Origin of the sequence: Tsukamurella pseudospumae, from assembly GCF_001575195.1 — a bacterium.
GTDB lineage: Bacteria > Actinomycetota > Actinomycetes > Mycobacteriales > Mycobacteriaceae > Tsukamurella > Tsukamurella pseudospumae.
The window spans coordinates 69,260-83,957 of sequence record NZ_LSRF01000015.1; the positions used below are offsets into that span (position 1 = coordinate 69,260).

The 14,698-nt window shown below is 71.1% G+C and carries 17 protein-coding genes; 14 read left to right on the forward strand and 3 right to left on the reverse strand.

The window, feature by feature from the left end:
• The 4 genes from AXK60_RS09190 to AXK60_RS09205 all read left to right on the forward strand — a co-directional run bounded on the left by AXK60_RS09190 (nt 1) and on the right by AXK60_RS09205 (nt 3,296).
• On the forward strand, nt 1–1,206 hold the full coding sequence (locus tag AXK60_RS09190; RefSeq protein WP_414929978.1) for an amidohydrolase: 1,206 nt from the start codon (nt 1–3) through the stop codon (nt 1,204–1,206).
• Entirely contained in the window at nt 1,203–2,384 is a 1,182-nt protein-coding gene (locus AXK60_RS09195; RefSeq protein ID WP_082777920.1) for an amidohydrolase, read from the forward strand. Before AXK60_RS09190 ends, AXK60_RS09195 begins: the two co-directional genes overlap by 4 nt.
• A gap of 54 nt (nt 2,385–2,438) precedes the next feature.
• On the forward strand, nt 2,439–2,834 hold the full coding sequence (locus tag AXK60_RS09200; protein WP_068570827.1) for a hypothetical protein: 396 nt from the start codon (nt 2,439–2,441) through the stop codon (nt 2,832–2,834).
• A gap of 69 nt (nt 2,835–2,903) precedes the next feature.
• Nucleotides 2,904–3,296, forward strand: a complete 393-nt coding sequence (locus tag AXK60_RS09205) for a DUF4397 domain-containing protein (RefSeq protein ID WP_139057842.1) — start codon at nt 2,904–2,906, stop codon at nt 3,294–3,296.
• A gap of 22 nt (nt 3,297–3,318) precedes the next feature.
• On the opposite strand, the gene AXK60_RS09210 is transcribed toward AXK60_RS09205, so the two are convergent.
• Complete coding sequence (locus AXK60_RS09210) at nt 3,319–4,317, reverse strand: ArsR/SmtB family transcription factor (RefSeq protein ID WP_068570831.1); 999 nt, start codon at nt 4,315–4,317, stop codon at nt 3,319–3,321.
• Nucleotides 4,318–4,372: 55 nt separating this feature from the next.
• Between AXK60_RS09210 and AXK60_RS26315 the strand changes: the two genes are divergently transcribed.
• Nucleotides 4,373–4,585, forward strand: a complete 213-nt coding sequence (locus AXK60_RS26315; protein WP_139057843.1) for a hypothetical protein — start codon at nt 4,373–4,375, stop codon at nt 4,583–4,585.
• A gap of 7 nt (nt 4,586–4,592) precedes the next feature.
• Here AXK60_RS26315 and AXK60_RS09215 read toward each other — a convergent pair whose 3' ends face one another.
• Nucleotides 4,593–5,087 (reverse strand): gamma-glutamylcyclotransferase family protein, encoded by a 495-nt coding sequence (locus AXK60_RS09215; RefSeq protein WP_068570833.1) that lies wholly within the window; start codon nt 5,085–5,087, stop codon nt 4,593–4,595.
• A gap of 87 nt (nt 5,088–5,174) precedes the next feature.
• On the opposite strand from AXK60_RS09215, the gene AXK60_RS09220 reads away from it, so the two are divergent.
• The 9 genes from AXK60_RS09220 (at nt 5,175) to AXK60_RS09260 (ending at nt 14,232) form a co-directional block, all read left to right on the forward strand.
• On the forward strand, nt 5,175–6,578 hold the full coding sequence (locus AXK60_RS09220; RefSeq protein WP_068570835.1) for an NAD(P)H-quinone dehydrogenase: 1,404 nt from the start codon (nt 5,175–5,177) through the stop codon (nt 6,576–6,578).
• Nucleotides 6,579–6,584: 6 nt separating this feature from the next.
• Complete coding sequence (locus AXK60_RS09225; protein ID WP_068570836.1) at nt 6,585–7,436, forward strand: sigma-70 family RNA polymerase sigma factor; 852 nt, start codon at nt 6,585–6,587, stop codon at nt 7,434–7,436.
• A 104-nt stretch (nt 7,437–7,540) separates the two neighbouring features.
• On the forward strand, nt 7,541–8,272 hold the full coding sequence (locus tag AXK60_RS09230; protein WP_068570838.1) for an SDR family oxidoreductase: 732 nt from the start codon (nt 7,541–7,543) through the stop codon (nt 8,270–8,272).
• 94 nt (nt 8,273–8,366) lie between these two features.
• Nucleotides 8,367–10,070: a sodium:solute symporter family protein gene (locus AXK60_RS09235; RefSeq protein WP_068570840.1), complete on the forward strand. Its 1,704-nt coding sequence runs from the start codon at nt 8,367–8,369 to the stop codon at nt 10,068–10,070.
• Nucleotides 10,071–10,086: 16 nt separating this feature from the next.
• Complete coding sequence (locus AXK60_RS09240; RefSeq protein WP_068570842.1) at nt 10,087–10,389, forward strand: hypothetical protein; 303 nt, start codon at nt 10,087–10,089, stop codon at nt 10,387–10,389.
• Nucleotides 10,376–11,182, forward strand: a complete 807-nt coding sequence (locus tag AXK60_RS09245) for a DeoR/GlpR family DNA-binding transcription regulator (protein ID WP_068570844.1) — start codon at nt 10,376–10,378, stop codon at nt 11,180–11,182. The genes AXK60_RS09240 and AXK60_RS09245 overlap by 14 nt, the downstream gene beginning before the upstream one ends.
• Nucleotides 11,183–11,190: 8 nt before the next feature.
• Nucleotides 11,191–12,279 (forward strand): galactose-1-phosphate uridylyltransferase, encoded by a 1,089-nt coding sequence (gene galT, locus AXK60_RS09250; RefSeq protein ID WP_068570865.1) that lies wholly within the window; start codon nt 11,191–11,193, stop codon nt 12,277–12,279.
• A complete protein-coding gene (gene galK / locus AXK60_RS09255) occupies nt 12,276–13,355 on the forward strand; it encodes a galactokinase (RefSeq protein ID WP_068570846.1) in 1,080 nt (359 codons plus the stop codon). Before galT ends, galK begins: the two co-directional genes overlap by 4 nt.
• A gap of 100 nt (nt 13,356–13,455) precedes the next feature.
• A complete protein-coding gene (locus tag AXK60_RS09260) occupies nt 13,456–14,232 on the forward strand; it encodes an aspartate/glutamate racemase family protein (protein WP_197466731.1) in 777 nt (258 codons plus the stop codon).
• A gap of 9 nt (nt 14,233–14,241) precedes the next feature.
• On the opposite strand, the gene AXK60_RS09265 is transcribed toward AXK60_RS09260, so the two are convergent.
• A partial coding sequence (locus tag AXK60_RS09265; RefSeq protein ID WP_175399971.1) for a 6-phosphofructokinase occupies nt 14,242–14,698 on the reverse strand: 457 nt, incomplete at its 5' end.

The following is a 14,698-nucleotide window of genomic DNA, read 5'->3' on the forward strand; positions in this document are numbered from 1 at the left end:
GTGACCGGGCGCGTCACCTCCGTCCTGGAGGCGCTCACCGGCACCGTCGACCGCGTGCACAGTGACCTGATCTCGATCAGCCACGAGGTGCACGCCCGGCCCGAGCTCGCGTTCGAGGAGCACTTCGCCTCGGCGCTGCTCGCCGACGCACTTGCGGGTCAGGGCTTCGCCGTCGAGCGCGGCATCGCCGACCTCGACACGGCGTTCGTCGGACGGTCCGGGACCGGGCCGCTGCGGGTCGCGGTGTTCGCCGAGTACGACGCGCTGCCCGGCATCGGGCACGCCTGCGGGCACAACATCATCGCCGCGGCGGGGCTCGGCGCGGGCATCGCCCTCGCCTCCGTCGCGGACGACCTGGGGCTCACCGTCGAGGTGTACGGCACGCCCGCGGAGGAGTCCGGGGGCGGCAAGGTCCTCATGCTCCAGCGCGGCGCGTTCGACGGTGTCGCCTGCGCGGGGATGGTGCATCCCGCGCCCTTCGACGTGGTGCGCACCCGCACGCTGGCCCTGGCCGACCTCGCGATCCGGTTCACCGGGCGGGAGGCGCACGCCTCCGCTGCCCCGTGGGCCGGCCGCAACGCCGGCGACGCGGCGACCGTCGCACAGGTGTCTCTCGGCCTGCTCCGGCAGCACCTCGAACCCGGCCAGCAGCTGCACGGCATCGTCAGCGAGGGCGGGACGGCGCCGAACGTCGTGCCGGCCGCGGCGGAGCTGCTCTACTACCTGCGCGCCGACGACGCGGAATCGCTGGGCCGGCTGGCCGCGCATGCCGAGGACTGCTTCGCGGCGGGCGCGCTCGCGACGGGCTGCACCCACACCGTCGGCGAGGTCTCGCCCGCGTACACCGAGCTCCGGAGCGACGACGCGCTCGCGGCCGCGTACCGCGCGGCGGCCGTCGCGATCGGTCGGTCGCCGGTGGCCCCGGAGTACGAGCGACTCGTGCCGCTGGGGAGTACCGACATGGGCAATGTGAGCCACGCTGTACCGTCGATCCATCCGCTGATCGGCCTGGAGACCGACGGGGCCGTGACCCATCAGCCGGAGTTCACGGCCGCTGCTGCCTCCGAATCCGCCGATCGGGCCGTGCGCGACGGTGCGCTGGCCCTGGCCGCCGCGTTCGCGGCGGTCGCAGAGGACGAGGACGAACGTGCGCGGCTGGTGACCCGGGCCGCGCACGGCGGTGGCAGTGATGGAGGCGGACGGTGAGCGGCAGTACGGCGGAGGCACACGTCGACGAGTGGTTGCAGCGCAAGGGCGGTTGGCTGCGTGAGTTCCGTCGTGACCTGCACGCGCACCCCGAGCTCTCCTGGCGGGAGAAGCGCACCACGAACGCGGTCTTCGAGACCCTCACCGCGGCCGGCCTGCACCCGAAGCGCCTGTCCACCACCGGGCTGGTGTGCGATCTGGGGCCGTCGACGGGGCCGCGGGTCGCGCTGCGCGCGGACATGGACGCGCTGCCCATCCATGAGGCCACCGGCCTGGACTTCCAGTCGACCAACCCCGGCGTCTCGCACGCGTGCGGGCACGACGCGCACACCACGATCCTGCTCGGCGCCGCACTCGCGCTGGCCGAGCTCGACGCCGGCCCCGGCCTGCCCGTCGGCGTGCGGCTGATCTTCCAGCCCGCCGAGGAGGTCATGCCCGGGGGCGCGCTGTCTGCGGTCCGCGACGAGGTCATGGCCGGCGTCTCCCGGATCTACGCGCTGCACTGCGACCCTCGGATCGAGGTGGGCAGGATCGGTGTCCGGTCCGGCGCGATCACCTCGGCCGCCGACCACATCGAGGTCATCCTGCACTCGCCCGGCGGACACACCTCGCGCCCGCACCTGACCAGCGATCTGATCTACGGCCTCGGCACCGTCATCACCGGCCTGCCGGGTGTGCTGTCGCGCCGTATCGACCCGCGCTCCGGCACCATCATGGTGTGGGGCGCCGCGAACGCCGGGTCCGCTCCCAACGCGATCCCGCAGATCGGCGCGCTGCACGGCACCGTGCGCACGGGTGAGCACCAGATCTGGGAGTCGCTGGAACCGCTGGTCCGCGAGATCATCGGCGAGCTGCTCGCGCCGCTGCGGATCAAGCACGAGGTCAACTACACCCGCGGCGTGCCGCCGGTGATCAACGACCACCTGGCCGCCACCCGCCTCGCCGCGGCCGCGCGGGCCGTCTCGCCCGACGGGGTCGTCGACACCCCGCAGTCCGGCGGCGGCGAGGACTTCTCCTGGTACCTCGAGGAGTCGCCCGGCGCCATGGCGCGGCTCGGTGTGTGGTCCGGCGAGGGACGCCAGTACGACCTGCACCAACCGGATTTCGTCCTCGACGAGCGCGCCCTGGAGATGGGCGTGAAGGTCCTCACGAACGTGGTCTTCGGCTCCGTCGACTGACTCGGCCAAGCCCGGGCCTACCGGGCGTTCAGCGTCGGCGGCGATGCTGGGGACATGACCGCAGCGATCCGCCTGAACCGCCGGGGCTCGTGGCTGACGGCGAGCATGATCCGTCCGGTCGTGCTGCTCGACGGCCGCCCCGTGGTCACGTCCTTCGGCTCGACGGTGCTCCCGGTTGCCCCCGGTTCGCACCGGCTCGACGTGCGGGAGGGCACGCTCGTCAACGGTGGATTCGTCTCGCTGCTGGTCGCCGTGGCACCCGGCCGGCTGGTCGACGTCGAGTACGCGCCGTCGCGGTGGAGCGGCAGGCGCGGGCGTCTCGGCTTCGGTGGGCAGGAGCGCCCGGATCGGACCGGAGCCACCGTGTCGTACGTACTGGCAGCGGCTTTCCTCGGTGTCCCGGTGATCGCTGTGGCCCTGTGGGGGTTGGTGTCGCTGCTCGCGCGGTGATCGAGTGAGCGGCGATGGGGACAAGTGAGCGGTAACCGCGCGTTCAGAGCGTCCGGTGATGCTGTGAGCATGAACTGCGCGATTCGCTTGATCCGTCAGGGCTCCTGGGCGACGACGAGCATGGTGGCGCCCGACGTCCTCCTTGACGGTCGGCGTGTGTTCACCGCGATCGGCCCGACGCTGCTCCCCGTCCCGCCGGGCGCGCATCGGATCGACGTCGTGGAGAACTACCTCGGAAGTAGCACACCTGTCGCGACGGTCGTGAATGTCGCCCCCGGACAACTGGTCGACGTCTACTACGCTCCGCCGTTCACGCGATTCACATCCGGACGAATCGGCGTCGTACCCCAGGAGCGTCCCGGGCAGGGGCCGGCGGTGGCGGTGTACACCTACGTCGCCGTCAGCTTCGTGGTCATGCTCATACTGATGATGATCTCCTGGGTCGCGGTGCTCTCCATCTGATCGCATCCTGGTGCAGCGATGTTCACATGCGAGCCCGGCTGTGGAGCAGGGCATCGCCGAGGGCGGTGCGGCGGTAGAGGACTCGTCGACCGTAGCGAGAGCTCTCGACGATGCCGTTGGCGCCCAAGACCTTCAGGCTCTGGGAGATCGCCGACGGTGAGACTCCCAGTGCCCGAGCCAGATCGACGACGGCGGCGGGTTCGCCGAGGGCCGCGAGGAGGTCGGCCTTGGCGGTGCCGATGAGCCTGCGGAGCGCATCGTCGGCGACCGGAGGCGAGGACTCCGCGAGAGTCGCCGACCCGCGCGCCGGGTAGCCGATGTGCGGCGCGGTTCGGCGGGGGTCGTGCGCGATGGTCACCCGGCTGATGAAGACGCTGGGCATGAGGATCAGTCCGCGTCCGCCGGAGGAGAACCGGCCCGAGCTCTTCGTGCAGGCGAGGTCCACGCTGAGTTCCCCGGTGCGGGTCCACTCCACGCGCGGGCTGAGCGACTCGAACAGGCGGGCCGGACCGCCGATGGCCAACTCCCGGCCGCGGTGCGTCACATCGGATTCCAGGATCCGATGCACGGCGGGCCAGACGGGGGCGATGGCCGCGTCGTAGTAGGCGGCCAGGGCCTCGGCGATGACCGGTGCGGGGTCGTCGAGGGCGAGGAGCCGCGCGAGCGCGGGCGACGGCGGCCCGTCCTCGGTGAGCTCGGCCAGCTCGGCGTGCGCGGCCTCCGGTGTGGTGGCGGCGAGGTCGGCGAGGTGTACCTCGAACGACGGCCGGCCCGCACTGGGAGCGGTGATCGGAGTGAGGAAATCGGGGATCTGCTTGCCGGACGGCGAGACGAGCGCGTCGACCAGCTCGCGATCGTACCGATCACTGCAGGCGTCGGCCTCGCGCCGCCAGGCGGTGAGGTGCTGTGCGGTTCCGTGGACGTGGTTCAGGTGGAACAGGCTCAGCGCCGTTTCGTTCAACGGCGACACCACGAATCGGGCGTCGGCGAGGTCGCCGACGTCGAGCAGGTAGGTCAACATGTAGGCGCCACCTAATTCATTGGAACCGCACCGCCGGTTCGTGTGTGCTTCTCGTATGAGCGAATACAGAGAGCACTGGAACCTGACGGCGGATCCTCCGACTGCTGCAGTCTACGCGCGGCTGGCGGACATCCACGAGCGATCGGCAGGGCGGCGCACCGTCGACCTGCCGCGACGGGGCCTGCGTCCCGGGCTGGCCCGGGCCCTGCGGCGCCTAGCGTCGGCGATCGAGCCGGCACCGTCGACCTGCGGTCCGGACGCGGTCTGAGCGGGGACTACTCCGCGCCGTCGGCGGCGGCGCCCGGGCCGGGGCCGACGTTGCGGGACTCGCGGGTGCGGATGTCGAGGACGTAGTCCTCGGGGGCGCCGGCGATGTAGGCGGCGTCGGCCATCACGCCGAGGTAGCGGGCGGAGGGCAGGCCGCCCTCGAAGGCGTCGACGACGTAGAGCCAGGCCAGGGTGGAGCCCCCGTCGATGAGGTCGACGCGGGCCTTGAGCTTGACGTGGATGCCCAGCTCGGAACCCTCCCAGCGGTCCAGGGACAGCTCGTCGTCGGTGGTCACGTCGTAGAGCACGACGAAGACCTTGGCGTCGGGATCGGAGCGGTCCTCGGAGACGGTCGCGAGGGCGCCCTCCCAGCCGATGTCCTCGCCGGAGAAGGTCAGGCGCCAGCCCCGCAGCCACCCCGTACCAGCCATCGGCGAGTGCGGGGCGCGCTCGGCCATCTGGTCGGGGTGCATGTTGGAGCCGTAGGCGGCGTAGATCGGCACACCTGGACTTTACCGCCTCCGTCCGCGCGTGAGGCTCTGGCGACGGTGCCCGACACGACGGCGCGTGAAGACGATAGCGTTGCGGGCATGACGAACATCGTGATCATCGGCGGCGGTCCGGCGGGGTACGAGGCGGCACTCGTGGCGGTGGCGCACGGGGGCGATGTCACGGTCGTCGAATCGGACGGCATCGGCGGCGCGTGCGTGCTGTACGACTGCGTCCCGTCGAAGACCTTCATCGCCTCGACGGGCATCCGCACCGAGACCCGGCGCGCCGTCGACCTGGGGATCGAGCTGCAGTTCGAGCGCGTCGAGATCGACGTCGAGCGGATCAACACGCGCGTCAAGGAGCTGGCGACGGCGCAGTCCGCCGACATCCGGGCCCGGCTCATCGGCGAGGGCGTGCGAATCATCCGCGGCAGCGCCTCGCTGGCGCCGACCAACCCGGGCATGGCGCAGCACGTCGTGAACGTCGTCACGCCGACCGGCGGCGAGCAGACCCTCGAGGCCGACGTGGTGCTCGTCGCCACCGGGGCCTCGCCGCGGGTGATGGAGTCGGCGAAGCCGGATGGGGAGAAGATCCTCACCTGGCGCCAGCTCTACGACCTGGAGGAGCTGCCCACCCATCTCGTGGTCGTGGGCTCCGGCGTCACCGGAGCCGAGTTCGTGCACGCCTACACCGAGCTCGGCATCAAGGTGACGCTCGTGAGCTCCCGCGACCGCGTGCTCCCGAACGAGGACGAGGACGCCGCGCTCGTGCTGGAGGACGCGCTCGTCGACCGCGGTGTCTCGCTGGTCAAGCGGGCCTACGCGGAGAAGGTCGAGCGCACGGACGGCGGCGTGATCGTCCGGCTCACCGACGGTCGCACGGTGGAGGGCTCGCACTGCCTGATGACGGTCGGCTCCATCCCCAACACCGCCGACATCGGCCTTGAGGACGTGGGCATCGAGCTCAACAAGGGCGGCTACATCCCCGTCGACCGCGTCTCGCGGACGAAGGTGCCCGGCATCTACGCCGCTGGCGACTGCACCGGCGTGCTGCCGCTCGCCTCGGTCGCCGCGATGCAGGGTCGCGTCGCGATGTACCACGCGCTGGGCGAGGGCGTCTCGCCCGTGAAGCTCAAGACCGTCTCGTCGGCGATCTTCACGCGCCCCGAGATCGCCACCGTCGGCGTCTCTCAGGCTGCGATCGACGACGGTACCTACCAGGCGCGCACCGTCATGCTGCCGCTCGCGACGAACCCGCGCGCCAAGATGTCCGGGCTCAAGCGCGGCTTCGTGAAGGTCTTCTGCCGCCCCAACACCGGCCTGGTGATCGGCGGGGTCGTGGTGGCGCCCAACGCATCCGAGCTGATCCTGCCGCTCACCGTCGCCGTGCAGAACGGCCTGACGGTGGACGACGTGGCCCAGACCTTCTCCGTGTATCCGTCGCTGTCCGGCTCGGTCACCGAGGCTGCGCGGCAGCTGATGCGCCAGGACGACCTGGCCTAGCGCCGGATGACCGACCGGGACGCCGTTTTCGAGGCGCTGCGGCCGCGACTGTTCGGGGTGGCCTACCGCGTGCTCGGCTCCGCGCCCGACGCCGAGGACGTGGTGCAGGACGCCTGGCTCCGGTGGCACCGCGCCGCGGGTGAGGCGCGCGATCCCGAGGCCTTCCTCGTCGTCACGGTGACCCGGCTGGCGCTCAACCTCGCACAATCAGCGCGGGCGCGCCGGGAGCAGTACGTGGGCGAGTGGTTCCCCACGCCGGTGGACACCGCCGCCGACCCCGCGCTGGGCGCCGAGCGGTCCGAGGCGCTCGAGCTCGCGGTCGTGCATGTGCTGCAACGACTCTCGCCCGAGGCGCGCGCCGCCTACGTGCTGCGCGAGGCCTTCGATCACCCCTATCACCGGATCGCGGAGATCCTGCAGCGCCAGGAGCCGACGGTGCGCAAACTCGTCAGCCGGGCCCGCACCCAGGTCGCGGGGGAGCGGCGCACCACCACGAGCCGCGAGCGCGTGCGGGAGCTCCTCGAGGCTTTCCTCGCCGCGGCGCGGTCGGGAGACGTCGCGGGCCTGGAGGCGGTGCTGGTCGCGGACGTCGTCAGCGAGACCGACGGTGGCGGTGCGCGCCGCGCGGCCCGCCGCCCGGTGGTCGGCGACAACGCCGTCGCCAGGTTCGTGGCGGGCTTCTCCACGCGGTTCCTGGACGGCATGTCGACGCGGATCGTCGAGGCCAACGGGCTGCCCGCCGGCGTCCTCGAGGTCGACGGTGCGCCGGTGGCCCTGCTGTGCCCGACGGCCTCCGACGACGGGCTCACCCGGCTGATGTGGGTGATGAACGCCGAGAAGCTGACCGGATTCTCCTGACGGATCTCGCCGGACGGGTTTCGCCCGACGGTCACAGCGGGACGTGCTGTCCGGTCCTTGTTGTGAAGGCCCGAGCGGTTCGGGCTCGATCGAGAGGGCATGAGATGGCGAAGTTCGTGGTGATCGGCGGCACGGGGTTGATCGGGTCGAAGGTGGTGGCGCGGCTGGCCGCGGCCGGTCACGAGGCAGTGGCCGCGGCGCCCAGCACCGGGGTGAACGCCGTGACAGGCGAGGGGGTCGACGCGGCATTGGCGGGCGCGGAAGCGGTGATCGACGTGGCCAACGCGCCGGCGTGGGGCGACGACGAGGTGCTGGCGTTCTTCACCGCGTCCACGACCAACCTGCTTACCGCAGAGCGGCAGGCGGGCGTGCGCCGGCACGTCGCGCTCTCCGTGGTGGGGACCGAACGCCTGCTTGAGAGCGGCTACTTCCGCGGGAAGATGAAGCAGGAGGAGCTGATCCGCGCCGGCGACGTGCCCTTCACGATCGTGCGGGCGACCCAGTTCTTCGAGTTCGTGGCGGGCATCGCCGACGGCGGCACCGTAGGCGATGAGACCCGCCTGCCGGGCGCCGGGATCGCGCCGATCGCCTCGGACGACGTGGCGGACGCTGTCGTGCGGGCCGGCCTCGCCGAACCGGTCGGCGGCATCGTCGAGGTCACGGGACCGGAGGTCTACCCGATGGACGAGCTGGTGCGCCGGATGTACGCCGAGCAGGGGAACGGGCGCACCGTCGTCCGGGATCCGGAGGCCACGTACTTCGGCACGCACCTTGAGGACAGCTCGCTGCTCGCCGGACCGGGGGCGGAGGCGGGGGAGCAGAGGTTCTTCGCGTGACGATTCCGAACGAAAAATGACAGAAACGCTCGTCGACGATGTGCGAGCCTGTTAGATTTCGTGAGAATTCGTCCGTAAGACCAATGGAGGCGTGATGCTCCTCGCCGATGGTGCGCTTCGACTCAACGTCGGAATGCTCGACTACGTGCTGGTCGCGATCTACTTCGTGTTCGTGCTGGGTATCGGTTACCTGGCGCGGCAACAGGTCGCCTCCAGCCTCGACTTCTTCCTCTCGGGCAGACGCCTCCCGGCCTGGGTCACCGGCATCGCCTTCGTCTCCGCGAACCTCGGCGCGGTCGAGATCATGGGCATGTCGGCGAACGGCGCCCAGATCGGGCTGTCGACGATGCACTACTACTGGATCGGCGCGATCCCGGCCATGGTCTTCCTCGGCCTGGTGATGATGCCCTTCTACTACGGCTCGAAGGTGCGCAGCGTCCCCGAGTTCATGCGCCGCCGGTTCGGAACCGGTGCGCACCTGGTGAACTCGCTCAGTTTCGCGGTGGCCCAGGTGCTCATCGCCGGCGTCAACCTGTTCCTGCTCGCCACCGTCGTGAACGCGGTGCTGGGGTGGCCGCGGTGGGTGTCGCTGATCGTGGCGGCAGCGGTCGTGCTCACCTACACCGCGCTGGGCGGCCTGTCGGCGGCGATCTACAACGAGGTCCTGCAGTTCTTCGTGATCCTCGCGGCACTGGTGCCGCTCACCGTGATCGGCCTGATCAAGGTCGGCGGCTGGAGCGGCCTCAAGGCCAAGATCATCGACACCGCCAAGCCCGACGGGACGGTGACGGCCACCGTCGAGCAGCAACTGCACACCTGGCCCGGCCAGGCCCTGAGCGGCTTCTCCTCGCCCGTGTGGTCGGTGGTGGGCATCGTCTTCGGCCTGGGCTTCGTGCTGTCCTTCGGCTACTGGACCACCAACTTCGTCGAGGTGCAGCGTGCGATGGCGTCGAACTCGATGTCGGCGGCGCGCCGTGCTCCGATCATCGGCGCCATCCCGAAGATGTTCATCCCCTTCGTCGTCGTAGTCCCGGGCATGATCTGCGCCGCGATGATCGGCGACATGATGCACCTCAAGACCACGGGCGCAGCCGACGGCGTGACCTACAACGACGCGATCCTGCTGATGATGCGCGACGTACTGCCCAACGGCCTCCTCGGTGTGGCGGTCGCGGGCCTCATCGCGTCGTTCATGGCGGGCATGGCGGCGAACGTCTCGGCGTTCAACACGGTCTTCAGTTACGACCTGTGGCAGCAGTACGTGGTCAAGGACCGCGAGGACGGCTACTACATCCGCGTGGGGCGCATCGCCACCGTCGCGGCGGTCGTCATGGCCATCGGCACCGCGACCATCGCGGCCGGCTACTCGAACCTCATGGACTACCTCCAGACCCTGTTCGGGTTCTTCAACGCGCCGCTGTTCGCCACCTTCCTGCTCGGCATGTTCTGGAAACGGATGACACCCACGGCCGGCTGGGTCGGCCTCGTCGCCGGAACCCTCTCCGCCGTCACGGTGTTCGTCCTGCAGGAGGTGGGAGTCATCGACCTACCCGGCCAGGGCATGCCGTTCATCGCGGCGTCCGCCGCATTCATCGTGGACATCGTGGTGTCGGTGCTCGTCTCGACGGTGACCGCGCCGAAGCCCGAGGCGGAACTGGCCGGCTTCGTCTACTCCGCGACCGACCGGAGCACGCTGCGGGGCGACGCGGACGCGGCGGCGGCCTGGTACGCCCGCCCGGTACCCCTCGGCGTGGCGGTACTCGCCGTCACCGCCGTACTCGGCCTGATCTTCCACTGACGAGGAGCTGACAACAATGACGAACGACGACACCGGCTCGGCCCCCGCGGAGAAGGCGGAACGCTCGATCCTGGCCCTCCTCTTCGACATCCGCGCCATCATCGCCGCCCTGCTCGGCATCTACGGCGTGCTCCTCCTCGTCGCCGGTATCGCGCCGGGCTTCGCGGAGGCGGGCGCGAAACATTTCCAGCACACGCCCGATCGCGCCGACATGTCCGCGGGCAGCGCGGGCAACCTGTGGGTCGGAGGTGCCCTGGTGCTCGTGGCCGCTGCCTTCGCGGTCTGGGCGCTGATAGGTTCGCGGCGTGCTGGCAGCTGAGAGACGCAGGGTGATCCTCGAGGCGGCGGTGGCCACGGGCGCTGTACGCGTCATGGACCTCGCCGTGGAGCTGGGTGTCTCGGAGATGACGATCCGCCGCGACCTGGACCGTCTCGAGGAGGCGGGCGAGCTCACGAAGGTGCACGGCGGCGCGGTGCGCTCCGGCGGCTCCACCGGTCGTGGCGTCGAACCCCGCTCGGCGCTCAAGGCCGTGCGCGACACCGCCGAGAAGCGGGCGATCGCCGCGGCCGCCGTCGACCTGGTGGGGGACGGCATGACCGTGGCGGTCGGCGCGGGTACGACCACCGTCGAGCTTGCGCGCCTGCTGCGGGGCCGCGCCGTGTCCGTGGTGACCAACTCGATCTCGATCTTCCACGCACTCACCGACCCCGACCACGACGATGCGGACGGCGACCCGACGGTGGCCGCGGCCGTGCAGCTGACCGGCGGGCAGCGGACGCCGTCGGACGCGCTGGTCGGGCCGGTCGCGAACGCGATGCTCGAGCGGGTCCGGTGCGACCTCGCCTTCCTGGGCTGCCACGGCATCGACCCGGTCGCCGGCTTCACCTCGCCCAACATCGGTGAGGCCGAGACCAATCGACGCCTCATCGCGAGCGCACGCTCGACGGTGCTGCTCGCCGATCACACCAAGTTCGGCGAGATCGGAGCGCACCTGTTCGCCCGGTTCGCCGACGTCGACGGGCTGATCATGGACTCGGGGACGCCACGCGCGGCGCGCGAGGGCCTGGCCGCGGTGATCCCGCTGACGCTGGCCCCGGGCGGTGCAGCGTGATTCGGAACATGCAGGCGCCGTTCGCCTCCCGGCTCGCCGACGGCCGCGAGATCCTGTTCTTCTCGTCCGATGGCGCGCCGCTCGTCGGCACGGATCGCCGGGACCTGCCGCCCCGCCCGACGGTGCCCACCACCACCGTCCGGCGCGACCCCACGACCGGCGACAACGTGATCATCGCGCCCGCCCGGCAGGAGCGGACCTACAAGCCGCCGCGGACCATGTGCCCGCTCGACCCCGATCCCGCCGGGCTGTCGAGTGAGATCCCCGCCGAGGACTACGAGGTCGTGGTCTTCGAGAACCGCTTCCCCTCGCTCTCCACGCCCGAGGGATGGGTGGCGGACGACTTCCCGCAGGCGGATCCGCTGCGCGTGCAGTGGCCCGGCCTGGGCCGGTGCGAGGTGGTCTGCTTCACCAGCGATCACGACGGCTCCTTCGCCGGCCTGACGCAGCGCAGGGCCCGGCTGGTGCTCGACGCCTGGACGCATCGCACGGCGGAACTGTTCGCGCGCAGCGACATCGAGGAGGTCTACTGCTTCGAAAACCGCGGCGAGGAGATCGGTGTGACGCTGACGCACCCGCACGGGCAGATCTACGGCTACCCGTTCCGGACCCGCCGCACCGCCTCTCTGGTGCGCACCGCCGCGCAGTACCGGCGCGAGCACGGGCGGGACCTGTTCGAGGCGGTCCTCGCGTCCGAGATCGCCGACGGTGACCGGATACTCGTGCGCACGGACCTCACCACGGCGTTCGTGCCCTACGCGGCGAAGTGGCCCGTCGAGGTGCACGTGTACCCGAATCGGCACGTGCGCAACCTGACCGAGATCACCGATGCCGAGGCGGACGACCTGGCCGCGGTGTACCTGACGCTGCTGCGGGCCTTCGACGCCCTCTACGATGCGCCGCTGCCGTACATCGCGTCGTGGCACCAGTACCGGACCGACGAGCCCGAGGGCTACCTGCACGCCGAGCTGTTCTCGATCCGCCGCAGCGCGGACAAGCTCAAGTACCTCGCCGGGTCCGAGTCGGGGCGTGACGCCTTCGTCACCGACAAGACGCCCGAAGCGATCGCCGACGAGCTGCGTGCGGTGATCGGATGACGGTGCGCGCCTACGCCCCCGGGCGGGTGAACCTCATCGGCGAGCACACGGACTACAACGACGGCTTCGCGCTGCCCATCGCCCTGCAGGTCGGAACTGTCGCCGAGTTCGACGGTGCGCCGTCCGGCGCCACGATCGAGGTGTCCTCCGCGCAGGAGCGCGGGACCGTCGTGATCCCGCTGGACACCACCCCGCACGGCGTCGGCGGCTGGGCCGCGTATGTGGCGGGCTGCGTGTGGGCGCTCCGCGACCACGGGATCGACGTCCCACCCGGCGAACTGCGGCTGAGCTCGGACGTGCCGGTGGGAGCGGGCCTCTCGTCGTCGGCCGCGCTCGAGTGCGCGGTGCTGCTGGCGTTGGCACCGTCGAACGGCCTGGACCGGACCGAGCTGGCGCGGGTCGCCCAGCGCGCGGAGAACGCGTACGTGGGTGCCCCGACGGGACTGCTCGACCAGATGGCGAGCCTCTACGGCGAGGACGATACGGCGCTGCTCCTCGACTTCCGCAGTCTCGCCGTCGATCCCGTGCCGATGCGTCTGGGCGACGACGTCCTGCTCGCGATCGACTCGCGGACGCCGCACCAGCACGCGGCGGGGGAGTACCGCCGCCGGCGCGAGGCGTGCGAGGCCGCTGCGGCGCAGCTCGGTGTGGCGTCGCTGCGGGACGCGCCGGGCGACGCCTGGGAACGGTTGGCGGACGACGAGATCCGTCGTCGCGCCCGACATGTTCTCACCGAGAACCGCCGCGTCCTGGACGCGGCGGCAGCCCTCCGTGGCACGGATCACTCGGCTTTCGGGGTGCTGATGAACGCCTCGCAGGCGTCGATGCGCGACGATTTCGAGATCACCGTTCCCGCGATCGACCTCATCGCCGCGACCGCGGTGGGCCTCGGCGCCCACGGCGCCCGGATGACGGGCGGCGGGTTCGGCGGCACCGTCATCGCCCTGGCGCCGGAGGATGCTGCGCGACGGATCGCGGACGAATTGCCCGGGCTCGTCGCTCGGGCGGGCCATCCCGTCCCGACGGTGGCCGCGGTGCGGCCGGGACGCGGTGCGCACGTCCTCCCCGAGGTGTGACCGCGCGGGTGCCACCGTTCTGCCGTATGTCCGGAATTCGGAGTGTAGATTCCACAGGACGGAATCGAGCTCGATCGTGAGCCGGGCGGAGAGGTGCGACATGGCGGTACGGGGCAGCGGGCTGGTGGCGGGGTTCATCGCTCTGACGATGGCGGTCGCCGGGTGCGCGACCAGCGGTGACGGTGCCGCTGTGAGCTCGTCGGCCGCCGCGGCGCCGGCGAAGAAGATCGTGCTGATCAACCCGAACTCGAGCGCGAGCGCGACCGCCTCGATGGTGGAGCTGGCGGCCGCGGAGGCGGGCGGCGCCGCGACGATCGTCGGGGTCACCAACGAGGGCGTGCCTGCGCTCCTGACGACCCAGGACGACATGGTCGCCGCGGCACGTGGCGTGCTGAAGCGCGGTGTCGAGGCGGCGACGGACCCGAGCGTCGCGGCCATCGTGGTCTCCGCCTTCAGCGACCCGGGCCTGACCGAGCTGGACGACGCGCTCACGATCCCCGTGTTCGGCATCGGCACCGAGGCCTTCCGGGAGGCCTCGCAGGGCGGCCGCGCGTTCGGAATCGCCACCGTCACCTCGGATCCTGCGCTCGTCGAGTCCTTCCGGGCCAAGGCCGCAGCGCTGGGTGTCGAGGGGCAGTACCGGGGCGTGCGGGTCACGCCCGGCGACGCGACGGAGCTGGTGAAGTCCCCGGACCGGCTGGACGCGGCGCTGCGGGAGGCCGTCCGGCAGTCGGTGGACCAGGACGGTGCCGCAGCGGTCATCATGGGCGGCGGGCCGCTCTCGCCGTCGGCCCTGCGCCTGCAGCCGACGGTGAACGTACCGCTCGTGGTCGCCGTCAACGCGGCGGTCCGGAACGCGCTCAAGGTCATCGGCTGACGGCTCGGCTCAGCCGAAGAAGGTCGCGGCGTCGTCGTAGCGTTCCCGCGGGACGCGCTTGAGCTGCTTGACGGCGTCCGCGAGTGGTACGAGCCCGATGGACGTGCCGCGCAACGACACCATCTGCCCGAACTTCCCCGCGTGCGCGGCGTCGGCGGCGTTGACGCCGTAGCGGGTGGCCAGCACCCGGTCCGCGGGCGTCGGGGTACCGCCGCGTTGCACGTGACCGAGGACGGTGGTGCGGACCTCCTTGCTGATCCGCTTCTCGATCTCCACCCCGAGTTGGTGCGCTACCCCGGTGAACCGTTCGTGCCCGAACTCGTCGGTCCCGCCGACCCGCAGTTCCATCGTGCCCTCCGCCGGTTTGGCGCCCTCGGCGATCACCACGATGAAACTCGAATGCCCCCGCTGGAAGCGTCGTTTGATCAGCGCGCACACCTCCTCCACATCGAAGGGCACCTCCGGG